A 23,526-nucleotide genomic window follows, 5' to 3' on the forward strand; every position below is an offset into this window, starting at 1 on the left:
AGCATGCGAAACTACTGGCATTCTGCCTGCACGCATGCGCCGTAACAAGCCCATCGATGCCGGTGCAGGCGGCGGCGTTCGGCGTCTGCGGCCTGCACCAAGCTGGGTCACCGGCTGTACGTCAGCCGCGTCGTCGTGTCCAGAATTGCTGCACCAGCATCTCCATGCTGCCGGCCAGCTCGGCGACGCCCGAGGCGCTTTGCCGACTGCGCAGACCGCTCTCCACGTGACGATCGGAACCGCCGCGAATGCTGACGATGTTCTGGTTGATGTTCTCGCTGACCGCGCTCTGCTGCTCCACCGCCGCGGCGATCTGCATGCTCATCGCACTGATCTCGTTGACCCGGCTGTTGATGCCCTGCAGCGAGCGCGCCGCCTGTTCGGCCTGGTCGACGCTCTGCATGGCCTGCTCGCGGCTGCGCTGCATGACTTCCACCGCCTGACGCGCACCGCCCTGCAGCGCGCCGATCATGTCGTTGATCTCCCGGGTCGACTGCTGAGTGCGCGAGGCCAGGCTGCGCACCTCGTCGGCGACCACGGCGAAGCCCCGGCCCTGCTCGCCGGCACGCGCCGCCTCGATGGCTGCGTTGAGCGCCAGCAGATTGGTCTGCTCGGCGATGCCGCGGATGACATCGAGCACCTTGGTGATGTCGTTGCTGTGCGCTTCCAGCTGGTGGATCACGTCGCCGGCATGCTGGATGTCCTGCGCCAGCTGGCCGATGGCGGCGCCGGTGCGATTGACCACCTCGGTGCCGGTGGCCGCCTCGTTGTCGGCGCGGCTGGCCGCTTCCGCGGTGCGCTGGGCGTTGTTCGCCACGTCCTGCACGCTGACCGCCATCTGGTTGATCGCGGTGGCGACCTGATCGGTTTCGCTCTGCTGGCGCGCCGCGCTCTCGGTGCTGCTGTCCATCGCGCCGAGCAGTTCCTGGGCGTGCTGGCTGAGCTGGCGCGAGGCGTCGCCGATGCGGCCGACCATGGCGCCGGCTTCGGTTTCCAGCATCTTCATGGCAAAAGCGATTTGCCCGTATTCGTCACGCCGGCCGGCGTAGATCAGCTGCCCCACCGGATTGTCGCCGACCCGGCGCGCCTGTTCGGCGAGTCGCTGCAGGGGCGCCAGCGCCAGGTAGGTTAGAGCGCTGGCCGCCGCGGCCGCCACCGTCGCGGTAAGCAGCGCCACACCCAGGCCAACACCACCGAGCAGGGCTCCGCCGATCACGCACGGGGCCGCACCCAACGCGGCGCACAGCGCCACGCGACTGCGCGCGCTGAGCGGCGCACGCCGCAGCGCCGCCGGCGGCCGCTGGTCACGCAGCTGGGCGTACAACCCTTCGGCGGCGGCGATCTGCGCCGGCTGCGGCTTGGTGCGCACCGACTGGTACTCGACCACCCGGCCATTGCGGCTGATCGGGGTGACGAACGCGCTGACCCAGTAGTGATCGCCGTTCTTGCAGCGGTTCTTGACCATGCCCATCCAAGAATTGCCGCCGCGCACGCTGGACCAGAGGTCGGCGAACGCCTCGCGGGGCATGTCCGGATGGCGCACGATGTTGTGGTGCTGGCCGAGCAGCTCGTCCTCGTCGAAGCCGCTGATCTTGATGAAATCCGGATTCACATAGGTGATGTCACCGTTGAGATCCGTGGTGGAAAGGATATTGGCGGTATCGCTGATGGAAACATCGCGGCCGGTGACCGGCAGATTCATGCGCATGGTGGCTCTCGTGAGCAAGGCAGTTGTCGTTCTGTTCCGCCATGCACGTCTCGGTCGACGCACCTCGGGTGCATCGGGCGCTCCTGCCAATCGCTCACCCTGCGGTGATGGTCCCTGCCTCGGACGGCCCAACGGGTCGTTTGTATCGTTTTTGTCGCGCGGAAAACGGGCATGAAAAAAGCGCCAGCATCGAACCGTCCCTGCGGGTGATCCTTGATGGCGCTTCAGTCGACAGGCCCGTCGGTCCTGTCCGGTCAGCATGTCTCCTCGCCTGGAGACTGATGCCATAATGATGTCACCTGCTTTCCGCGTGCAATGCGACTGAAGTCCTACTCCGCTGGTCGGCTTTTATTCCGTGCATGCCAAAGTGATATCGATATTGTACAAATAAGTCTTATGTGTACAGCTTTATAACAAGAAATTTCGCGCGCCCCTCCGCAACCCTTGATCGGCAAGTCGGTCGTAGCAAAGGGTGCGCGGATTAGCGGATCGGCATGGCGGGGTCCGTGGGCTGTTCCAGGCGCAGCCGCCTGCTAGACTCAAGTTCCGCGCAGACTCACAAGGGATGCCCGGGATTCCGAAAACAACCAAAAAGGAGTGCATCCATGAAAGGCAAATCCTTGGCATGGATCTTTACCGCTGCTCTGGCGGGAACCGGCCTGAGCACAGTGGCACAGGCGCAAGAGAAGTTCGTCACCATCGGCACGGGCGGGCAGACCGGCGTTTACTACGTGGCCGGGCAATCGATCTGCCGCTTCGTCAACCGCAATGCGGAAAACATCAAGTGCAACGCCCCGGCCAGCGGCGGCGGCGTGGCCAACGTCAACGGTCTGCGCAGTGGCGAATTCAACTTCGGCATCATGCAGTCCGACCACCAGTACAAGGCAATGGAAGGCGTCGCACCCTTCGAGAAAGAAGGGAAGATGGACGACATCCGCGCGGTGTTCTCCCTGCAGAGCGAAGTCTTCACCGTACTGGCCCGTCGCAGCGCCAACATCAAGGGGCTCGATGACCTCAAGGGCAAGCGCGTCAACATCGGCAACCCCGGTTCCGGTCAGCGCGACACCCTCGAAGAGATCATGAAGGTCAAGGGCTGGGACAAGTCGGTGTTCTCCCTGGCCGCCGAGCTGAAGCCGGCTGAGCAGGCCAGCGCACTGGGCGACAACAACATCGATGCCATGACCTACTTCGTCGGTCACCCCAACGGCGCGATCCAGGAAGCCACCACCACCACCGACGCGGTGCTGGTGCCGATCACCGGCCCGGAGATCGACAAGCTGCTCGAAGAGCGCAGCTACTACACCAAGGCCGAGATTCCCGGCGGCCTGTACAAGGGCAACGACCAGGCGACCCAGTCCATCGGTGGCAAGGCCGTGCTGTCCACCACCTCCAAGGTCGATGCCGAAGTGGTCTACCAGCTGGTCAAGTCGGTGTTCGAGAACATCGAGCGCTTCCAGCGCCTGCACCCGGCCTTCAAGGACCTGAAGCCGGAAGAGATGATCGAAGTCGGCCTGAGCGCGCCGCTGCATGAAGGCGCCGAGCGTTACTACAAGGAACGCGGCTGGCTGTAAGGTTGGACAGGCCGCGTCGTCCGCCGGCCTGATTGCCACGCCTCAGCTGAGAACCCGTGCGCCGTATGGCCACGGGTTTTCGCGGTTCCGTTACCTGAAAAAAACAGGCCTCATTTCATGCAAGACAAACAACTGTCCACCGAGGAACTGATCGCCCAGGACGTCGGTGCACGTTCGCCCGCCGGGCCGATGGCCGCGGTCATCGCCGGGCTCGCACTGCTCTGGTCGCTGTTCCAGCTGTGGATCGCCTCGCCGCTGCCGTTCATCCTCGGCTTCGGCGTGCTGAACGACACCGAAACCCGCTCGATTCACCTGGCCTTCGCCCTGCTGCTGGCTTTTCTCGCCTACCCGGCCTTCAAGCGCTCGCCGCGTGACCGCGTGCCGCTCATGGACATCGCCCTCGGGCTGGTGGCCGCCGCCTGCGCCGCCTATCTGTTTCTCGCCTATTCGCAACTGGCGCAGCGCCCCGGCAACCTGACCACCCTGGACCTGGTCACGGCCTGCGTCGGCATACCGCTGCTGCTGGAAGCCACCCGCCGCGCCCTCGGCCCGCCGCTGGCGATCATCGCCCTGGTGTTCCTCGTCTACAGCGTCGCCGGCCCCTGGATGCCCGGCCTGCTGGCCCACCGCGGGGTGAGCTTCACCGCACTGGCCAACCACCAGTGGATCACCACCGAAGGCGTGTTCGGTATCGCCCTCGGCGTCTCCACCAGCTTCGTCTTCCTCTTCGTGCTGTTCGGTGCCTTGCTTGAGCGAGCCGGCGCCGGGCACTACTTCATTCAGCTGGCCTTCAGCATGCTCGGCCATTTCCGCGGTGGTCCGGCCAAGGCGGCCGTGGTGGCCTCCGGCATGACCGGCCTGATCTCCGGCTCGTCCATCGCCAATGTGGTGACCACCGGCACCTTCACCATCCCGATGATGAAACGCACCGGCTTCTCGGCGGAGAAGGCCGGCGCCGTGGAAGTGGCCTCCTCGGTCAACGGCCAGATCATGCCGCCGGTGATGGGTGCGGCGGCCTTCCTGATGGTCGAGTACGTCGGCATTCCCTATGTGGAAGTGATCAAGCATGCCTTTCTCCCGGCGCTGATCTCCTATATCGCGCTGATCTACATCGTCCACCTGGAATCGCTCAAGCTCGGTCTGCAGGCGCTGCCGCGGGCCAACGTGGCCAAACCCTGGATGCAGCGGCTGATCGGCTTCGCCTTCGGCGCCGCGCTGATCTCCGGCCTTTCGCTGGGCGTCTACTACGGCCTCGGCTGGCTCAAGCCGGCCCTCGGCGATGCCGCGCTGTGGGTCATCGCCGGGCTGCTGGCGCTGGTCTACCTCGGTCTGCTGAAGATCGCCGCGAGCAACCCGCCGCTGCCCCACGAAGATCCCAACATGCCGCTGGAGAAGCTGCCGGAAACCCGTCCGGTGCTGCTCTCCGGCCTGCACTTCCTGCTGCCGGTAGTGGTGCTGGTCTGGTGCCTGATGATCGAGCGGCTGTCACCCGGCCTCTCGGCCTTCTGGGGTTCGGTGATGCTGGTGATCATCCTGCTCACCCAGCGCCCGCTGCTGTCATGGATGCGCCATGACCGCAGCCACGTGGACGGCACCTTCATGGACGGCGTGATCGACCTGCGCGAGGGCCTGATCGCCGGTGCGCGCAACATGATCGGCATCGGCATCGCGACCGCGGCGGCGGGCATCATCGTCGGTGCGGTGTCGCAGACCGGCGTGGGCCTGGTGCTGGCGGATCTGGTGGAACTGCTGTCGATGGGCAATCTGCTGCTGATGCTGTTGCTCACCGCCTTCCTCAGCCTGATCCTCGGCATGGGCCTGCCCACCACCGCCAACTACATCGTGGTGTCCAGCCTGCTGGCGCCGGTGATCGTCGCGCTGGGCCAGCAGAACGGGCTGATCGTGCCGCTGATCGCGGTGCATCTGTTCGTCTTCTACTTCGGCATCATGGCCGACGTGACGCCGCCGGTGGGCCTGGCCTCGTTCGCCGCGGCGGCGGTGTCCAAGGGCGATCCGATCCGCACCGGGGTGGCCGCGTTCTATTACAGCCTGCGCACCGCGGCGCTGCCGTTCCTGTTCATCTTCAACACCGACCTGCTGCTGATAGGCGTGGACTTCTTGCACGGCGTGCTGATCTTTATCGTCGCCACCATCGCCATGCTGATCTTCGCCGCCGGCACCCAGGGCTATTTCCTGGTGCGCAGCCGCTGGTACGAGAGCCTGCTGTTGCTGCTGGTGGCCTTCACCCTGTTCCGCCCCGGCTTCTGGATGGATCTCATCCATGACCCGTATCAGGAGATTCCGCCGGCGCAGCTGGTGGAGGCACTGGGCAACGTCGAGGAAGACAGCCAGCTGCGCCTGCGCGTGCTCGGCGAGGACGCAGTGGGCGATGCCCGTGAGTTCGTGCTGCTGCTGGCGATCCCGGACGGCGCCTCGGGCGAGGAGAAGCTGGAGAAGATCGGCCTGATGACCTACGAGCAGGACGGCAAGCTGCTGGTGGACAGCGTCACGTTCGGCAGCCCGGCTGCCGAGGCGGGGCTGGAGTTCGACCAGCAGATTCTCTCGGTACGCGCGCCGACCGACCGCTGGCCGAAGGAATTCATGTGGATTCCGGGCTTCCTGCTGTTCGGCCTGATCGTCTGGATGCAGCGCCGCCGCCGTCAGACCTGATCGACCCGGAAGCGTCTGAAACCCCGGTCACGTGCGAGCGTGCCGGGGTTGTTCATTTGGTGCTCCCACCGGCGTACCCGCGCCAGGGCACCACGATCAACCGAAGAACCAGTAGCACACCGCGATGGCAGCGATGATGCCGGCCAGATCCGCGACCAGGGCACAGCCCACCGCATGCCGCGCGCGCTGGATGCCGACCGCACCGAAGTACACCGCCAGCACGTAGAAGGTGGTCTCGGTACTGCCCTGCACCGTCGCCGCGACCAGCGCAGGGAAGCTGTCCACGCCCTGACTCTGCATGGTCTCGATCAGCATCGCCCGCGCCGCGCTGCCGGAGAACGGCTTGACCAGCGCGGTAGGCAGGGCGTCGACGAAGCGGGTGTCCCAGCCCAGCGCTTCGACCAGCCAGCGAATGCCTTCCAGACCGAAATCCAGCGCACCGGATGCGCGCAGGGCGCCAATGGCGCAGAGCATGGCGATCAGATACGGCAACAGGCTCTTGGCGACGTCGAAGCCTTCCTTCGCGCCCTCGACGAACGCCTCGTACACCGGCACCTTGCGCAGCGCTCCGACGACGAGGAAGGCGATGATCAGGCCGAACAGGGTCAGGTTGCCCAGCAACGAGGACAGCGACGCCAGCGCGGTGGCCGACAGCCCTGCCAGCAGGGCCATGAAACCGCCGAGCAGCAGCGCACCGGGAATGAAATAGGCCAGCACCACCGGGTCCCACAGGCGCAGGCGCTGCACCAGCGCCACTGCCAGCAGGCCCGCCAGGGACGAGGCACTGGTGGCCAGCAGAATCGGCAGGAACACCAGGGTCGGGTCGTCCGCGCCCTGCTGCACGCGGTACATGAAGATGGACACCGGCAGCAGCGTGAGCGAAGAGGTGTTGAGCACCAGGAAGAGGATTTGCGCATTGCTGGCCACGCTGGGCAGCGGGTTCAGCTCCTGCAGTGCGCGCATCGCCTTGAGGCCAATAGGCGTCGCGGCGTTGTCCAGACCAAGCCCGTTGGCGGCGAAATTGAGCGTGATCAGCCCCAGCGCCGGGTGCCCGGCCGGCACTTCCGGCATCAGCCGGCGGAACAGCGGCCCGAGCAGCCGCGCCAGCAGCTCGATCAGCCCGGCCTTTTCGGCGATGCGCAGGAAACCCAGCCAGAGCGTCAGGGTGCCGAACAGCACGATCATCACTTCCACGGCCAGCTTGGCCATGGCGAACAGGCTCTCCACCAGCGCGGCGAACACCGCGGGATCGCCACCGATCAGCCAGCGCCCCAGGGCAGCCAGCGCGGCGACCAGAAAAAAGCCCAGCCAGAGGCCATTGAGCATGTCGTTCTCCCGTCAAAGCTGGCCGCGATGATAGCGGTGCGGGCGCGCAGGGGTCATCCGCAGATCGGCAGCAAGACGAGTAAAGAGAGGGAATATGCGGGAGAAAAGCGGATGGTTGTCGCCGCATGCCGGGGTGGCGATCACGCCACCACCGGCCGCAGCTTGCAGAACCCGGTCCAGTAAATGGAGGTACTCCCTGTACCCCTAGGTCGTTCCGCCAGGCAGAACAACCCGACCCCATGGTTCACCCCGTTGCAGGGGTTGAGCGCGCGTGGTCGTTACACCCTGCGCGCTTTGTGGATCACCTTCGTAGGCCGAACATGACCCGGCGAATTTGGCTTCCTATGCCGCTGGTACTCCAATGCAGCCGCCCTTGCGGGCGGCTATCGACGCATCAGACACGCGGTCCGCGGCCGCGGCCGAAGATCAGCGATGCCACGAACAGCACCAGGAAGACCACGAACAGGATCTTCGCAATACCTGTAGCAGTGCCTGCGATACCACCGAAGCCCAGAACTGCAGCGATGATGGCAATGATCAGGAAGGTAATGGCCCAACTCAGCATGGTGTGACTCCTCTTGGTTCAGGAACGGTTCTCAGCGGATCAGATCAGTCCGATCGGCATCGATTGTTGTTACGCATCCCTGCTGGTTCGCTCGCACGTCCCCTTCGTTGCTCAGAACACCCAGCGCTGCTCGGCAGGCGCCTGGCGATAATCGATGATTTGCGGTTCTTGTCCGGTTCGCATGAGCTCAATAGGTTGAGCGTCGTACATACCGATTCGTTCCGCGGAATTCTGTTGCGCCTGGCTGAGCGGTTGCGACAGCGGGCGCTCGGCACCCATGATCAGCATGACAACCGCAGCAGAGAGGAAACCCTTGCTGGCTAGCGATAAGCGGGCTTGGCGATTCATTCCTCAACTCCTTCTAAGCGTGGCGAACTTCGTTTCGATAACTCTGTTATTGCAGGCGTCGTGCCAGCCTTCCGAACATATAAAAATCCTTTAAGATCAATGACTTGTACTTATGGCAAATCGCTGCATGCAACTCAAATTGCAAGGCAGCCCCTAGCCAGCCGGGCGTTTTGCACGAATCAGTGTCGGGCCTGTTTGAGCTGGCGCATGCGCTCGTGGCAGGTACGCAGCTTGGGCAGCTCAATAGCCAGCAAAGCCCGTACATCCGGCTCGGCGTCCTGCACGGCGTCTTCGAAAGCCTCCAGGATGTGTGCTTCGGTCTGCTCGAGCTGATCAACATAGGGCGTGTCGTGATCGCCGATGCGCGAACGGGTGTCGGCGTACAGCTCGCGCATGCGCCCGGTCAGCGTGCCGCCCTGCGAAGGCTGTTCATGGCTGGCGGCGACCTTGACGCTCAGGGCCTGGATGATCTGAGTTTTGGCCTGGGCCAGATCGCGGAACAGGTGCTGCAGCTCGACGTCCGTTACTTCCTCGGCGGCATGCTGGTAGAAACGCTGCCCGTCGCGGGTGATCTCGATGAGCTCGTTGAGCTGGTTCATGGACTTGTTCATGACACCTCCTGCGTGGTTGCGACAGATGTGGCCGCCCGTGAATGGGTCGGCACCCGTCTCCAGAGGGTCGCAAGCGCCATGCCACCCGCGCGGCCATTGGCGCCCCCGACAAATCAGGCACTTGGACGCGCCCCTCTGCACAGGGGAATGCAGCATGCAGGAAAGCCTTGCCAGCACCGTGCAACTTGCAAGACTTTTCATAGACTAAAGCACTCGCCAGCAACGCAACGGCGCCGCGACGGCGCTCGACACGCCATAATCGAATCTCTACAGCGACCGAACTCGCCTTTTGATGGGAGCATCCATGGACCAAACGACGGACAACGGCGGACGCATCCTCCTGGTGGATGACGAAGCGGCGATCCTGCGTACCTTTCGTTACTGCCTGGAAGACCGTGGCTATACGGTGATGACGGCAGCCAGCGCTGCGCAGGCCGAAGCGATCCTGCAACGCCAGGTGTTCGATCTGTGCTTCCTTGACCTGCGCCTGGGCGAAGACAACGGTCTGGACGTGCTGCAGCAGATGCGCACGCTGGCGCCCTGGATGCGCGTGGTGATCGTCACCGCCCACTCGGCGGTGGACACAGCGGTCGATGCCATGCAGGCTGGCGCCGCGGATTACCTGCTCAAGCCCTGCAGCCCCGAACAGCTGCGTCTGTCGGCCGCCAAGCAACTGGAAGTCCGGCAGATGGCAGCGCGCCTGGAAGCACTGGAAGGCGAGATGAAGCAGCGCAGCGATGCGCTTGGCTCGCACAGCCCGGCGATGATGGCCGTGCTGGAGACCGCTCGGCAGGTCGCCGACACCGATGCCAACATCCTCATCCTCGGCGAATCCGGCACCGGCAAGGGCGAGCTGGCGCGTGCCATCCACACCTGGAGCCGGCGCTCGAAGAAGGCCTTCGTCACCATCAACTGCCCGTCACTGTCGGCCGACCTGATGGAAAGCGAGCTGTTCGGACACAACCGCGGTGCCTTCACCGGAGCCACCGAAAGCACCCTCGGTCGGGTCAACCAGGCCGACGGCGGCACGCTGTTCCTCGACGAGATCGGCGACTTCCCGCTGGCGCTGCAACCCAAGCTGCTGCGCTTCATCCAGGACAAGGAATACGAACGCGTCGGCGACCCGGTCACCCGCCGCGCCGATGTGCGCATCCTGGCGGCGACCAACCTCAATCTCGAGGAGATGGTCCGCGAGGGCAAGTTCCGCGAGGACCTGCTCTACCGCCTCAACGTCATCACCCTCAATCTGCCGCCGATGCGCGAGCGCCCGGAAGACGTACTGGCCCTGGCCGAGCGCTTCCTCGCCGCCTTCGTCAAGAACTACGGACGCCCGGCGCGCGGCTTCAGCGATGCCGCGGTGGCGGCGCTCAAGGCCTATCGTTGGCCCGGCAACGTGCGCGAACTGCGCAACGTGGTGGAGCGGGCAAGCATCATCTGCCCGCAGCAGATGATCGAGGTCAACCACCTCGGGCTCGGCGAACAGGCAGGTAGCAACGCGCCGCGCATCGGCGAGCCGCTGAGCCTCGAGGCACTGGAAAAGGCGCACATCGCCGGCGTGCTGAGCACCAGTGACACCCTGGAGCAGGCCGCACGCATCCTCGGCATCGACGCCTCGACCCTGTATAGAAAGCGCAAGCAGTACGGCCTATGAAACTGCAGATGAAGCTGCGAACCCGACTCTTTCTCGGGTTCTCGGCACTGATGACGGTGGCCCTGCTGGGCCTGCTGCTGGCGCTGGTCAGCGTGATGCAGATGGCCAAGAGCCAGGAGCAGCTGATCCGCGACAACTTCAGCATCATCGAGATCAACCAGCAGTTGCGTCAGACGCTGGGCAATCATCTGATCGTGATGCTTACCGACGACAACCGCAGCGAGGCGCTCGCCCCGCTGCGCCAGAGCTTCCAGCAGACCCTGGAGCGCGGCATCGCAGAGGCCAACGACGATGTCGACCGCCAGGCCTTCCGTGCAGTCGCCAGCGCCTATGCCGCCTTCCTGCAGCAGATCGAAGCCAGCCGCCATCAGAACCTGACCCTGCTGGAAGACAACCCGCTGAGCCAGTCCTTCAACAAGGTCCGCGGCCTGATGACCGACATGCAGGGCGCGGCCTACGACAAGATCCGCGACACCGAGCTGCGCAGCCGTGATCGCACCTCGCTGCTGGCGGGCCTGCTGGGACTCACCGCGATAGCCGTGCTGCTGATCGGCTTCATAACCGCGCACAGCTTCGCGCGACGTTTCGGCGAGCCGATCGAGCGGCTGTCCGCCGCTGCCGACCAGATCGGCCGCGGTGATTTCAACATCGCCCTGCCGACCCCGCCGATCGCCGAGCTGTCGTCCCTGAGCCGGCGCTTCGGTCTCATGGCGCAGGCTCTGCACGAGTTCAAGCAGACCAACGTGGAGGCCCTGGTAAACGGTCAACAGCGCCTGCAGGCGTTGCTCGACAGCATCGACGACGGCCTGCTGATCGTCGACCGCGACGGTCGCCTGGAGCACGCCAACCCGGTGGCGCAGCGACAGCTGGCCTGGGAGAACGAGCACCTGGGCTCCACCCTTGGCGAAGCGCTGGGCTATCCGCAACTGGACAACGCCGCGCGGCAGGTACTGGACGACAAGCCGCTGTCCGACCCGCCAGAGGATCTGGTCATCGAGGCCGACGGCGAACGGCGCCTGCTGGCCTGGCGCATCAGCCCGGTCAGCCACCACGACGGCAGCATCAGTGGCGCGGTGATGGTGCTGCACGACGTCACCGACCAGCGCACCTTCGAACGCGTGCGCAACGAATTCGTGCTGCGCGCCTCCCACGAACTGCGCACCCCGGTCACCGGCATGCAGATGGCCTTCAGCCTGTTGCGCGAGCGTCTGCGCTACCCCGCCGACAGTCGCGAATCCGACCTGTTCGATACGGTGCACGAGGAAATGCAGCGCCTGGTCAGGCTGATCAACGACCTGCTCAATTTCTCCCGCTACCAGAGCGGCCAGCAGAAACTGGAGCTGGAGCAGTGCGACGTGCCGGAGCTGCTCGAAGCCGCGCGCCAGCGCTTCGAGGTCAACGCCGCCGAGCAGGACGTGCAGCTCAAGCTGGAGCTGCAGCAGCCACTGCCAACGCTGATGCTCGACCGCCAGCAGATCGAGCGGGTGCTGGACAACCTGCTGAGCAACGCCCTGCGCCACACGCCCAGGGGCGGCGAGGTGCGCCTGCTGGCGCGGCATCATGGCGAGCGGCTGATCCTCAGCGTCGAGGACAACGGCGAAGGCATTCCCTACAGCCAGCAGGCACGCATCTTCGAACCCTTCGTGCAGATCGGCCGCCGTCGCGGCGGGGCCGGACTGGGGCTTGCCTTATGCAAGGAAATTGCCCAGCTGCATGGTGGCCGCATTGGCGTGCACTCGCGGATCGGCCACGGCACTATCTTCTACGTGGCGCTGCCGATCTGACGGCGCCCCATCGAGGAACCTGCCATGCCGAGTCTGAACCCCAGCCCCGAGCAGCTCGCCGACTATGTGGCGGCGATGCCCTCGGGCGTGCCGATCCTGATGCTCAATCTGTTGCGCTACAACGCCCAGGCCACCTACCCGCCGGGCAGCCCGCACAGCCCCTGCAGCGGCCGCGAGGCCTATGCCCGCTACAGCCGCGTGGCGCTGACCAAGGTGCAGGCCGGTGGCGGCGCGGTGGAGCTGCGCGCCAAGGCCCATGCGACGCTGATCGCGCCGCCGGAGGAAGAATGGGATGACCTGCTGCTGGTCAGCTACCCGTCCAAGGAAGCCTTCCTGGCCATGCTCAGCGACCGCGAATACCAGGCCGCCGCCGAGCACCGCAGTGCGGCCCTGGCCGACTCGAGACTGATCGGCACCACCCGCTACTGAGGTCAGCGGCTCGCTTGGGCGACCAGCACCTGCAGCATCGCCGCGGTTTCCGCGTCCGGCTCTCCATCGAAGCGGGTCGGGCGGTACTTCATCTGGAACGCGGCGATCACATTGCGCGTCTCGTCATCCAGATGGCCGTGGCGGGGTACCCGATAACCCTGCGCCGCCAGTGCCTCCTGGAACCAGCCGATCGCCGGCAGCCCCGCCGCGGCGTAGTGCGCCTGCGCCGCCGCCACCGCGCCGGCATCCGGCCAGGGCACCAGGCCCTCCTCGGCCAGACGCTTCCAGGGAAACAGCGGCCCCGGATCGACCTTGCGCTGCGGCGCGATGTCGCTGTGGCCGATGATGGCGCCCGGTTTCAGGCCATGACGCGCCATGATGTCCTTGAGCAGTACCACCAGCGCATCGATCTGCGCCTGCGAGTAGGGATACCAGAGCCGCCGTCCGTCCGCGCTCTGCTCGTAGCCCTGATTGACCAGCTCGATGCCGATCGAGGTGGCGTTCAGCCAGGTACGCCCGTTCCATTCGCTCTCCCCGGCATGCCAGGCGCGGCGATCCTCGTCCACCAGGCGGTAGATGGTCGCCGGCGACTCACCGATCAGGTAGTGGCTGCTCACATCGCGCCCACTGAGCAGCTCCAGCGAGCGCGGCAGGTCGGTGGAGGTGTAATGCAGCACGATGAACTGGACGCGGCTGTCGTGGCCGATCGAGCTGTGGCTGGTGTCGATGCGTGGGCCGCTGGCACAGCCTGCAAGCAGCAGAAGCAAGAGGGTAGCGGAGAGCAATTTCATCGGGACGACCTCTGTGTCGACGGCGCAAATGACGCAGATGGGCAGGAGCCCGGCATGCGGTGGCGATTCGATGCCGGAGCGGCGAGGGTCGTGATTATACCGGGCGCCCGGATACAGGCCAGGCCAGCCGGTCAGGCTGGCTCGACACGATTGCGTCCCGAATCCTTGGCGCGGTAGAGCGCCCGGTCGGCACGCTCGAAGGCACGCTCGGCGGTGTCGCCAGTAACGAATGCCGTCAAACCGGCGGACAGGGTGATGGCAACCCGCTCGCCCTTGAAGTGGAACGGGCAACTGCCGATGGACTCGCGCAGCGTTTCAATCAGCTGCCGCCCCGCCTCGTAAGGCGTGTTGGGCAACAGCACGACGAACTCCTCACCACCGAAACGGGCGATGAAGTCGGTCTTGCGCAACCGCCTCTGCAGCTCCGTGCCGATGATCTTCAGCACCCGATCGCCGGCCAGATGGCCATAGCCGTCGTTGACCCGCTTGAAGTGATCGACATCCAGCACGGCCAGCGGCAGATCGCCACCGTAGCGTTGCCAGCGGGCGAATTCGAGATCCAGCCGTTCATTCCATGCCGCCCGGTTGGGCAGTCCGGTCAGCGGGTCCTGCAGGGCCTTCTGCCGCTGCTCTTCCAGATGGCCGCGCAGCCCCCGTGCCGCCTGTTCCAGGCTGCCGACACGGCTGACCAGCTGCTGCAGGCGCTCGCCCAGTTTCTGCTCCTGCTCGCTGCGCTGGCGACGGTAGTTGTCCACGGTGTCCAGCAGGCCATCCAGACGCGCCTCCACCACCCGCTTGAGGCTGTTCAGATCGGTGGCTTCACGCATGCTGTGCTGCAGCCCGCCGACTTGTTCGCGCAGCTCGGCGTCCAGCGCCTGCGCCGCATCGCGGCCTTCCACATGGCCCTGGTGGGCCGCGAGCAGGTTCTCCTGCATCGCTGTCAGACGCTCGTTGAGAGTCTGCAGGTAGTTCTCGAAATCGCGCTGACCCTGATCGCTGAAGGCGATCATCAGCATCGCCAGATCGTCCAGCACCGGCACCAGCTCGTACCAGTTCAGGCCCTGCTGGATTCGCGCGCGCAACGTCTGCAGTTGCGGTTGATGCTGCTCGGGCAGATGCAGGCTGTCGAGCAGACTGCTGAGCGTCGCCTCCACACGTTCGGCGACAACGCTGAAAGCGGGCTCCGGCGAATCCGGCAGCGCATAGGCGGCCTCCTGCGGCAGAGGCTCGGCCGCTGGCGGCAGCTCGGCGTCCGCCACCGGCTCGTCCGCTTCCGGCTCAACTGCCGAGACGACAGGCTCGACGGCCTGCTGCTCTTCGTTCGCCGGCTCCGGCAAGGTTGTCACTACAGACGGCTCGGTCACGGTGGAGGCGACGGCCGTCTCGCCGACGACGACCGCCTCTGCTTCGACCGCGACCGCTGGGGCCGACGCCGCCGCTGGAAGCGCCGTCTCGAGCGGGGCCGCCGATTGGCTGTCCCGCCCCCCGAACAGGCGCTTCAGAAAGCCGCTCTGCTGCGGCGCGGACAGGCCCTGTAGGTTGAGAACCTGACCCTGGAGTACACTCAGCTCGCCGAGCAGTAGCGGCAGCTCGCGCAATCTGGTCGCACGCTGGTCCAGATCCTTGGCGAAGCGTTTGAGCGGCTTGCGCAGCTCGGCGGGCACCGACATCCCCAACAACTGCGACACCAGCCGATGCAGCGCCTCGGTCAACCGAACGGCACGCTCCTGGCGGTGGCGTTCGGAGTCCAGCACCGCCTTTTCCAGGCGTGGAACCAGCTGACCCAGCCCATCGTCCAGATCCCCGTCGCGCAGGACCTCGCGCATCTGCTGCAGACAGTGCTCGACGGCGGGGTCGGCGCCCTCCACCGCCAGGCTGCTGCGCACCAGGCTACGCCGCAACAGATCGACGCGCTGCTCCCAGCGGGCGTCCAGCTGCTCCTGGCGCTCGGCCAGCTGAAGATACTTTTCCTTCCAGCGTTCGGCTTCTTCGCTCATTTACGTTCAGGCACCTGTACCGGCAGGGAGTCCGCCCGCAGGGAATCGGGCAACCGAATTTCCACCGCCACCGGCAAATGGTCGGAAATCGGCAGAGCCAGCACGTCCACACGTTCAAGCGTAAGGCTCGGGCTGAGCAGAATATGGTCCAGGCAGCGCTGCGGCCGCCAGCTGGGGAAGGTCGCCTCGACCTGCGGCGCCAACAGGCCGAGATCGCGCAACGGCGAGTTCTCCAGCAGGTCGTTGGCGTGGGTGTTCATGTCGCCCATCAGTACCTGATGCCGATAGTCGCCGATCAGGTCGCGAATGTAGGCCAGCTGCCGGGCCCGGGCGCCGCCGCCGAGTGCCAGGTGCATCATCACCACCACCAGCGCGTCCGCGCCATCGCCAAAACGCAGCAGGATCGCGCCGCGTCCCGACGGCCCAGGTAGCGGGTGGTCCTCCAGGCCCTGGGGCTCCAGGCGGCTAAGCACCCCGTTGCTGTGCTGGGCGAAGCGTCCGAGGTTGCGATTGAGCTGCTGATACCAGTAGGGAAACGCACCCAGGTGGGCCAGATGCTCGACCTGATTGACATAGCCGGACCGCAGGCTGCCGCCGTCGGCCTCCTGCAGCGCTACCAGGTCATAGTTGCCGAGCACCTCGCCGATGCGCTGCAGGTTGCCGGCCCGACCCGGATGGGGCAGTAGATGCTGCCAGCTGCGCGTCAGGTAATGGTGGTAGCGCTCGGTGCTGATGCCAACCTGAATGTTGAAGCTGAGCAGGCGCAGCCGGCCATCGGCCGGCAGGCCGGTGCTGGCCAGGCAGTGCGGATTGACCCGTGCCTTGCCGGGGCCGGCAAGGCGTGGGGCACTCCAACGGCGCAGCATGCCGGGTTACCGCGCTGCGCGTTCTTTTTCGATGAGGAAATCCGCCACCTGCAGCGTGCGTTCCGGACCGCCGGAGGAGCCGAGGTCGAAGCGGTACTTGCCGTTGACGATCATCACCGGTACGCCGGTGATCTGGTAGGCCATGCCGAGTTTCTTCGCCTGCTCGACGCGACCACGCACGCCGAAGGAGTTGTAAGCCTTGAGGAAGGCCTGCTTGTCGACGCCATGCCCTTCGAGGAAATCGGCCATCTCCTCCGGCGTGGCGAGCTTCTTGCGCTCCTGGTGATAGGCGGCGAATACCGCGTCATGCACCTTCGGCTCCACGCCCATGGACTCCAGCGTGACGAACAGCTGGCCGTGCGCGTTCCAGATGCCACCGAACATGGCGGGGATGCGCTTGAACTGCACATCCTCCGGCAGCTTCTCGGCCCAGGGCTTGATCACCGGTTCGAACTGGTAGCAATGCGGGCAGCCGTACCAGAACAGCTCGACCACCTCGATCTTGCTCGGGTCGGCAACGGGCACCGGACTGCTCAGCTCGACATATTCCTTGCCGGCCTGGAACTCCGCTGCCTGGGTCACCCCGCCGAACAGGCTGGCGGTAGCAAGGACGGCAGTGAGTAGGAAGTTACGCATGAAATACTCCTGTTTACGACGAACCGATGGCGCAACAGGCTGCAGCAAAACGCCGGGACTCGCCAGCGTTTTTCATCTGCCCGTGCCAAGCCGTGACGAAGGTAGTGTAGCCAGCCCCTAAACGCAGAAGGGCGCCCGGGCTTTCGGCCCGGACGCCCTTCTCGGTCAGCCCGCGGATGCGATCAGTGCAGGCCCTGGATGTAGCTGGACAGCGCTTCGATGTCCTTGTTGCTCAGCTTGGAGGCAACGCCACGCATGATCATGCTGTCACCGTCGTTGGTGCGGTTGCCTTCGCGGAAGTCGGTCAGCTGCTTGGCTGTGTACGCGGCGTGCTGGCCACCCAGTTTGGGGAAACCGGCCAGCTCGTTACCGACGCCGTTCGGCGCGTGGCACCCGGTACAGGCCGGCATGCCCTGATCCAGCTTGCCACCGCGGAACAGTTTCTCGCCCTGCTTGGCCAGAGCCGGATCGGCATAGCCAACGCTGCCCTTCTGGCTGGAGAAGTAGGCGGCGATGTCCTGCAGGTCCTGATCGCTCAGCGGATCGAGCATGCCGGTCATTTCCAGCACCTTGCGGCCCACACCTTCCGGGGCGCCCGGCGTGCTGCCGGCCTTGATGTCCTGGAGCTGCTTGAGCAGATAACGCTCGCCCTGGCCGGCGAGTTTCGGGAAGTTCGGCGCCGGGCTGTTGCCGTCCGCACCGTGGCAGGCGCCACACACTGCAACTTTGCCCTGACCAGCTTCGGCGTCTCCAGCCGCGTGGGCCATACCGGTGATGCCAAGGGTCAACAGCAGACTCACGAGTATTTTGTTCATCAGCTAATCCAACTACGGCTAAGGGTTTGAAAGGGAATTCATCGGGTCACGCACGGCCATCGAACCGGGGCAACGCTCGTTATAAGTGGCACGCAGGGCATCCGCAGCGGGGCGGCGATACCGCCGCACAGGCGCCCGCAACAGGCTGGACACCACGCACGGCCCGATATCAGGCCAAAGCGCACATAAAAACTGCGGCATTATATACTTCCGTTTCTGAAACGGAAACGAACCATTGCCGCACCCGCGTGCACTCACCGGAACGACCATGCTACCGAAAAACCCGATTCTCGGCCTTTGCCAACAGGCCTCCTTCATGATCAGCGCCGCCAAGGTCGATCAGTGCCCGGCCGACGAGGGTCTGGAAGTGGCCTTCGCCGGTCGATCCAATGCGGGCAAGTCCAGTGCGCTGAACACCCTCACCCACGCCAACCTGGCGCGCACCTCGAAGACACCGGGACGCACCCAGTTACTCAATTTCTTCCGCCTCGATGACGAGCGCCGCCTGGTCGACCTGCCGGGTTATGGTTACGCCAAGGTGCCGATCCCGCTCAAGCAGCATTGGCAGCGCCATCTGGAAGCCTACCTGGCCAGTCGCGAGAGTCTGGTCGGGGTGTTCCTGATGATGGATATCCGCCATCCGCTGACGGAGTTCGACCGCATGATGCTGGACTGGGCCAATGCCAGCGACATGCCGTTGCACATCCTGTTGACCAAATCCGACAAGCTGGCCTTCGGCGCGGCGAAGAAGGCGCTGCTGGCGATCCAACGCGATATCCGCAAGGGCTGGGGTGCCGATGTCAGTGTGCAGCTGTTCTCCGCTCCCAAGCGGCAGGGTGTGGAAGAGGCGCAGCTGGTACTGGCCAGCTGGCTCGGTTTGCTGGACGACTCCGAGCAAGACCAGGCACCTGAAGCGTAAGACCGCTCAGCACCGCTGATCCACACGCCGTGCCAGCACGCCTGTGGTGGGTGCGAACGCGACACCTATTATCCGCGATGCACCGGCGGCATAGCCGGGAATAAACGGCTGCCGGCCCGAGCGCGACGTTCGCCGGCCCGCCTCTCCGAACCGGGCGGATGCCAAAAAACGACATCCACCCTCTCCATCACCTCCTATCAGTCACGATAGGCGTCCACCGGCACGCACGCGCAGAACAGATTGCGGTCGCCGTAGACGTTGTCCACACGGTTCACCGCCGGCCAGTACTTGTGCGCACGGGCGTGGGCGCTCGGGGTCACCGCCTCGGCGATGCTGTAGGGGCGATCCCATTCGCCGATCACGTCGGCCAGGGTATGCGGCGCGCGTACCAGCGGGTTGTTGTCCGCCGGCCATTCGCCGTCCTGCACCTTGGCGATCTCCGCGCGGATGCTCAGCATCGCCTCGACGAAGCGATCCAGCTCCGCCTTCGACTCGCTCTCGGTGGGCTCGATCATCAGCGTGCCGGGCACCGGGAACGACATGGTCGGCGCATGGAAGCCGTAGTCCATCAGGCGCTTGGCAACGTCCTCCTCGCTGATGCCGCTGGCGGCCTTGAGCGGGCGCAGATCGAGAATGCACTCGTGGGCGACACGGCCGTTGCGTCCGCTATAGAGCACCGGGAACGCGCCGCCGAGACGGTTGGCGAGGTAGTTGGCACCGAGGATTGCCACCTCGGTCGCGTCACGCAGCTGCGGGCCCATCATGGCGATGTACATCCAGCTGATCGGCAGGATGCTCGCGCTGCCCCAGGGCGCCGCGCTCACCGCACCGTTGCCCGGTTGCGGACCTTCCAGCTCGACCACAGGGTGATTGGCCACGAACGGCGCCAGGTGCGCCTTGACGCCGATGGGGCCCATGCCCGGGCCGCCACCGCCATGGGGGATGCAGAAGGTCTTGTGCAGGTTCATGTGCGAGACGTCGGCACCGATGTCCGCCGGTCGCGCCAGGCCGACCTGGGCGTTGAGGTTGGCGCCGTCCATGTACACCTGGCCGCCCTGGGCGTGGATTGCGGCGCAGATCTCACGCACGTTTTCTTCGTAGACGCCGTGGGTCGACGGGTAGGTGATCATCAGGCAGGACAGCCGGTCGCCGGCCTCGGCGGCCTTGCGCTTGAGGTCCTCGAGATCGACGTTGCCGCCCTTGTCGCATTCGACGATGACCACACGCATGCTGACCATCTGCGCCGAGGCGGGATTGGTGCCGTGCGCCGAGGACGGGATCAGGCAGATGTCGCGCTGCCCTTCACCGCGGCTCTCGTGATACTTGCGGATTGCGACCAGGCCGGCGTATTCGCCCTGGGCACCGGAGTTGGGCTGCATGCTGATGGCGTCGAAACCGGTGATCGCGCAGAGCCAGGCTTCCAGCTCTTCGATCATCAGCCTGTAACCCTGCGCCTGGCCCCGCGGGACGAACGGATGCAGGTTGGCGAATTCGGCCCAGGTGATCGGAATCATTTCGCTGGTGGCGTTGAGTTTCATGGTGCAGGAGCCGAGCGGGATCATTGCCTGGTTCAGCGCCAGATCCTTGTTTTCCAGCTGCTTGAGGTAGCGCAACATCTCGGTTTCGCTGTGGTGCGAGTTGAACACCGGATGCTCCAGGTAGCCGCTCTCGCGTTGCAGCCCTGCGGGAATGCCCGCGGCCAGCTCACCGGCATCCAGCGCGGCGACATCGAGGCCGTGATCGGCACCGAGGAAGATTGCCAGCAGCTGCTCGACGGTGCGCTCGTCGCAGGTCTCGTCGAGGCTCACGCCCAGCCGGCCGCGGCCGAGGATGCGCAGGTTGATCTGCGCTGCCTCGGCACTTTCGATGATCGCGGTCTGCGCACCACCGACCTCGAGGGTCAGGGTGTCGAAGAAATGCCGGTTGAGCCGCACGACGCCCTTCTGCTCCAGACCCGCGGCGAGAATGGCGGTCAGCCGATGGACGCGCTGGGCGATGCGCTTGAGGCCCTGCGGACCGTGATAGACGGCATAGAAGCCAGCGATGTTGGCCAGCAGCACCTGCGCGGTGCAGATGTTGGAGTTGGCCTTCTCACGACGGATATGCTGCTCGCGGGTCTGCAGCGCCATGCGCAGCGCGGTGTTGCCGCGGGCGTCCTTGGACACGCCGATGATGCGTCCCGGCATGCCACGCTTGAACTCGTCGCGGCTGGCGAAATAGGCCGCGTGCGGACCGCCGTAGCCCATCGGCACACCGAAGCGCTGGGTCGAGCCGAGCACCACGTCGGCACCCAGTTCGCCCGGCGGGGTCAGCAACAGCAGGCTGAGCAGGTCGGCCGCCACGCAGGCCAGCGCCTGCTGTGCGTGCAGCTGCTCGATCGCCGGACGCAGGTCGCGAATCTCGCCATGGGTATCCGGGTACTGCAGCAGCGCGCCGAACACCTCGTGTCCGGCCAGGTCTTCCAGCGTGCCGACTACCAGTTCGAAGCCGAACGCTTCGGCGCGGGTCTGCACCACCGAAAGCGTCTGCGGATGGCAATTCTCGTCGACGAAGAAACGGTTGCTCTTGCTCTTGGCCATGCGCCGGGCCAGGGTCATGGCCTCGGCTGCTGCGGTCGCCTCATCGAGCAGCGAGGCATTGGCCAGATCGAGGCCGGTGAGATCGATGATCATCTGCTGATAGTTCAGCAACGCTTCCAGCCGACCCTGGGCAATCTCCGGCTGATAGGGCGTGTAGGCGGTGTACCAGCCCGGATTCTCCAGCACGTTGCGCAGGATCACCGGCGGGGTGATGGTGCCGTGGTAGCCCATGCCGATCAGGCTGGTCCAGAGCTGATTCTGCTCGGCATAGCCCTTGAGCTTGGCCAGCGCCGCCTGTTCATCCAGCGCGGACGGCAGATTCAGCTCGCCCTGCAGGCGGATCGCCGGCGGCACGGTCTGCTCGATCAGCTGCTCGCGGCTGGCCAGCCCCAGCGCGTCGAGCATGGCCTGCTGTTCGCCCTGATCCGGGCCGAGGTGACGGCGCAGAAAGGCATCGGTTTGCTGGAGTTGGGAAAGGCTCGGCATATACGGCATGGTCGCTACTCTCGAAAAAAACAAAAGCCCCGACAGAGCGGGGCTTTTGCGGATGATGCTTAGGCGTCGGCGTCGCAGGCGGCCTGGTAACCGGCTGCGTCGAGCAGCTTGTCCAGCTCCGCCTTGTCGCTCGGCTGCAGGCGGAAGAACCAGCTGCCGTAGGGGTCGCTGTTGACCTGCTCGGGCGAATCGGCCAGCGCCTCGTTAATGGCGATCACCTCACCGGAAACGGGGGCATAGATGTCGGAGGCGGCCTTTACCGACTCGACCACGCCGGCTTCCTGACCGGCATTGAGCTGGCGCCCGACCTCGGGCAGCTCGACGTAGACCACATCCCCCAGCGCCTCCTGGGCGTGATCGGAGATGCCGACGGTGACGCTGCCGTCCGCTTCGAGACGGGCCCACTCGTGGCTGGCGGCGTAACGCAGATCGCTGGGGATATTGCTCATTGTTGGATCCTCAAGGCTGTTGACAGCAGTCGCGCAAAACAGTCGGTCGAATTTACACCAGTACCTTGCCGTGCCGCACGAATGTCGGCTGCACGACCCGCACCGGATACCACTTGCCACGAATCTCCACTTCCGCGCGCTCGGCGGTGCCGGCCGGCACGCGCGCCAGGGCGATGGATTTGCCAAGCGTAGGAGAAAAACTGCCACTGGTGATCTCGCCGTCACCGACACCGTTGACCCGCACCACCTGATGGGCACGCAGCACGCCGCGCTCTTCCAACACCAGGCCGACCACCTTGGGCAGATCACCCTGGGCGCGCTGCTGCTCCAGCGCGGCACGGCCGACGAAATCGCGCTCGGCGGGCTCCCAGGCCACGGTCCAGCCCATGTTGGCGGCCAGCGGCGAAACCTCTTCGGTCATGTCCTGGCCGTACAAGTTCAGTCCGGCTTCCAGACGCAGGGTGTCGCGAGCGCCAAGGCCGATCGGCGGGATGCCGGCACCGACCAGCTCGCTGAGAAAATCCGGCGCCTGCTCGGCCGGCAGGATGATCTCCAGACCATCTTCGCCGGTGTAGCCGGTACGACCGATGAACCAGTCGCCTTCGGCCAGGCCCTGGAATGGCTTGAGTTCCTGGATCAGCGTGGCGCGGGCCTGGCTGACCAGCTCGGCCGTGCGCGTACGGGCATGCGGCCCCTGGATGGCCAACATGGCCAGCTGCGGACGCTCGTTGATCTCGACGGCGAAATCCGCCGCCTGGGCCTGCATCCACGCCAGGTCCTTGTCGCGGGTACTGGCATTGACCACCAGGCGGTAGCCCCAGTCGGTGAGGTAGACGATCAGGTCATCGATCACCCCGCCGCGCTCATTGAGCATGGCCGAGTAAAGGGCGCGGCCGGGGCTCTTCAGGCGTGCCACGTCGTTGGCCAGCAGGTGTTGCAGATAAGCGCTGGCCTGGTCGCCGGCCACATCGACCACGGTCATGTGCGAGACGTCGAACACTCCGCAATCACGTCGCACCTGATGATGTTCTTCGACCTGGGAGCCGTAGTGCAGTGGCATGTCCCAGCCACCGAAGTCGACCATCTTGGCGCCGAGCGCAAGGTGCTGATCGTAGAGGGGAGTACGCTGACCCATGGGTTTCTCCTTCCGGGCAGGTCGCCGAATCGGCGTTGGAAAAGTCAGTAAAGCCGGCCCTTGCGGGGAGCGGCGACTTTCGAATGGCGCGCATTGTAGCCCCAAGGTGGCAGGAGGTCACGGCGCATCAGGCGGCAGGAGACTGGAGGTCGAACGGCCTTACACGGGCGCTACCGGACCG

Annotated in this window: 19 protein-coding genes; 6 read left to right on the forward strand and 13 right to left on the reverse strand. The window is 65.3% G+C overall.

Annotated features, from left to right (window positions below; translation table 11 throughout):
• Nucleotides 1-121: 121 nt before the first annotated feature.
• The gene (locus VF716_RS08135) at nt 122-1,708 is read right to left on the reverse strand and encodes a methyl-accepting chemotaxis protein (protein WP_020305599.1); all 1,587 of its coding nucleotides are present in this window, start codon (nt 1,706-1,708) and stop codon (nt 122-124) included.
• 605 nt (nt 1,709-2,313) lie between these two features.
• Here VF716_RS08135 and VF716_RS08140 point away from each other — a divergent pair.
• Together VF716_RS08140 and VF716_RS08145 are read left to right on the forward strand one after the other, a co-directional pair.
• Complete coding sequence (locus VF716_RS08140; RefSeq protein ID WP_011915051.1) at nt 2,314-3,279, forward strand: TAXI family TRAP transporter solute-binding subunit; 966 nt, start codon at nt 2,314-2,316, stop codon at nt 3,277-3,279.
• A 117-nt stretch (nt 3,280-3,396) separates the two neighbouring features.
• Nucleotides 3,397-5,949, forward strand: coding sequence for a TRAP transporter permease (locus tag VF716_RS08145; RefSeq protein ID WP_440552447.1), 2,553 nt, complete (start codon nt 3,397-3,399; stop codon nt 5,947-5,949).
• Nucleotides 5,950-6,045: 96 nt separating this feature from the next.
• Here VF716_RS08145 and VF716_RS08150 read toward each other — a convergent pair whose 3' ends face one another.
• The 4 genes from VF716_RS08150 to VF716_RS08165 form a co-directional block, all read right to left on the reverse strand.
• A complete protein-coding gene (locus VF716_RS08150; RefSeq protein ID WP_013984399.1) occupies nt 6,046-7,275 on the reverse strand; it encodes a nucleoside recognition domain-containing protein in 1,230 nt (409 codons plus the stop codon).
• A gap of 394 nt (nt 7,276-7,669) precedes the next feature.
• On the reverse strand, nt 7,670-7,840 hold the full coding sequence (locus VF716_RS08155; RefSeq protein WP_003282841.1) for a DUF1328 domain-containing protein: 171 nt from the start codon (nt 7,838-7,840) through the stop codon (nt 7,670-7,672).
• 111 nt (nt 7,841-7,951) lie between these two features.
• Nucleotides 7,952-8,188 (reverse strand): hypothetical protein, encoded by a 237-nt coding sequence (locus tag VF716_RS08160; protein ID WP_013984401.1) that lies wholly within the window; start codon nt 8,186-8,188, stop codon nt 7,952-7,954.
• A 179-nt stretch (nt 8,189-8,367) separates the two neighbouring features.
• Complete coding sequence (locus VF716_RS08165) at nt 8,368-8,799, reverse strand: PA2169 family four-helix-bundle protein (protein ID WP_013984402.1); 432 nt, start codon at nt 8,797-8,799, stop codon at nt 8,368-8,370.
• 304 nt (nt 8,800-9,103) lie between these two features.
• Here VF716_RS08165 and algB point away from each other — a divergent pair, with 304 nt between their 5' ends.
• From algB to VF716_RS08180, 3 genes are read left to right on the forward strand one after another with little or no spacing between them, the layout of a single operon-like run.
• On the forward strand, nt 9,104-10,450 hold the full coding sequence (algB, locus tag VF716_RS08170) for a sigma-54-dependent response regulator transcription factor AlgB (RefSeq protein WP_011915056.1): 1,347 nt from the start codon (nt 9,104-9,106) through the stop codon (nt 10,448-10,450).
• Complete coding sequence (locus VF716_RS08175) at nt 10,447-12,234, forward strand: KinB sensor domain-containing domain (RefSeq protein ID WP_125842364.1); 1,788 nt, start codon at nt 10,447-10,449, stop codon at nt 12,232-12,234. The genes algB and VF716_RS08175 overlap by 4 nt, the downstream gene beginning before the upstream one ends.
• Nucleotides 12,235-12,258: 24 nt before the next feature.
• Nucleotides 12,259-12,663: a DUF1330 domain-containing protein gene (locus VF716_RS08180; protein WP_011915058.1), complete on the forward strand. Its 405-nt coding sequence runs from the start codon at nt 12,259-12,261 to the stop codon at nt 12,661-12,663.
• A gap of 2 nt (nt 12,664-12,665) precedes the next feature.
• On the opposite strand, the gene VF716_RS08185 is transcribed toward VF716_RS08180, so the two are convergent.
• The 5 genes from VF716_RS08185 to VF716_RS08205 all read right to left on the reverse strand — a co-directional run bounded on the left by VF716_RS08185 (nt 12,666) and on the right by VF716_RS08205 (nt 17,768).
• Complete coding sequence (locus VF716_RS08185; RefSeq protein ID WP_011915059.1) at nt 12,666-13,454, reverse strand: N-acetylmuramoyl-L-alanine amidase; 789 nt, start codon at nt 13,452-13,454, stop codon at nt 12,666-12,668.
• A 131-nt stretch (nt 13,455-13,585) separates the two neighbouring features.
• Nucleotides 13,586-15,451, reverse strand: coding sequence for a GGDEF domain-containing protein (locus VF716_RS08190; protein ID WP_440552452.1), 1,866 nt, complete (start codon nt 15,449-15,451; stop codon nt 13,586-13,588).
• Nucleotides 15,448-16,317 carry an endonuclease/exonuclease/phosphatase family protein gene (locus VF716_RS08195; RefSeq protein WP_013984405.1) on the reverse strand — a complete coding sequence of 290 codons (870 nt, stop codon included), beginning with the start codon at nt 16,315-16,317 and terminating at the stop codon, nt 15,448-15,450. The genes VF716_RS08190 and VF716_RS08195 overlap by 4 nt, the downstream gene beginning before the upstream one ends.
• A 6-nt stretch (nt 16,318-16,323) precedes the next feature.
• Nucleotides 16,324-16,953, reverse strand: a complete 630-nt coding sequence (locus tag VF716_RS08200; RefSeq protein WP_011915062.1) for a thiol:disulfide interchange protein DsbA/DsbL — start codon at nt 16,951-16,953, stop codon at nt 16,324-16,326.
• Between the two features lie 182 nt (nt 16,954-17,135).
• The gene (locus VF716_RS08205) at nt 17,136-17,768 is read right to left on the reverse strand and encodes a c-type cytochrome (RefSeq protein WP_017244153.1); all 633 of its coding nucleotides are present in this window, start codon (nt 17,766-17,768) and stop codon (nt 17,136-17,138) included.
• Nucleotides 17,769-18,036: 268 nt separating this feature from the next.
• Between VF716_RS08205 and yihA the strand changes: the two genes are divergently transcribed.
• Complete coding sequence (gene yihA / locus VF716_RS08210; RefSeq protein WP_256045723.1) at nt 18,037-18,687, forward strand: ribosome biogenesis GTP-binding protein YihA/YsxC; 651 nt, start codon at nt 18,037-18,039, stop codon at nt 18,685-18,687.
• A gap of 197 nt (nt 18,688-18,884) precedes the next feature.
• Here yihA and gcvP read toward each other — a convergent pair whose 3' ends face one another.
• From gcvP to gcvT, 3 genes are read right to left on the reverse strand one after another with little or no spacing between them, the layout of a single operon-like run.
• The gene (gene gcvP / locus VF716_RS08215) at nt 18,885-21,761 is read right to left on the reverse strand and encodes an aminomethyl-transferring glycine dehydrogenase (RefSeq protein WP_440552455.1); all 2,877 of its coding nucleotides are present in this window, start codon (nt 21,759-21,761) and stop codon (nt 18,885-18,887) included.
• Nucleotides 21,762-21,820: 59 nt separating this feature from the next.
• Nucleotides 21,821-22,210, reverse strand: coding sequence for a glycine cleavage system protein GcvH (gene gcvH / locus VF716_RS08220; protein ID WP_013984409.1), 390 nt, complete (start codon nt 22,208-22,210; stop codon nt 21,821-21,823).
• A 52-nt stretch (nt 22,211-22,262) separates the two neighbouring features.
• Nucleotides 22,263-23,345, reverse strand: a complete 1,083-nt coding sequence (gcvT, locus tag VF716_RS08225; protein WP_045632406.1) for a glycine cleavage system aminomethyltransferase GcvT — start codon at nt 23,343-23,345, stop codon at nt 22,263-22,265.
• Nucleotides 23,346-23,526: the final 181 nt, after the last annotated feature.

The sequence above is a fragment of the Stutzerimonas sp. Brlt_14 genome (genome assembly GCF_051948915.1).
Taxonomy (GTDB): Bacteria; Pseudomonadota; Gammaproteobacteria; order Pseudomonadales; family Pseudomonadaceae; genus Stutzerimonas; species Stutzerimonas stutzeri.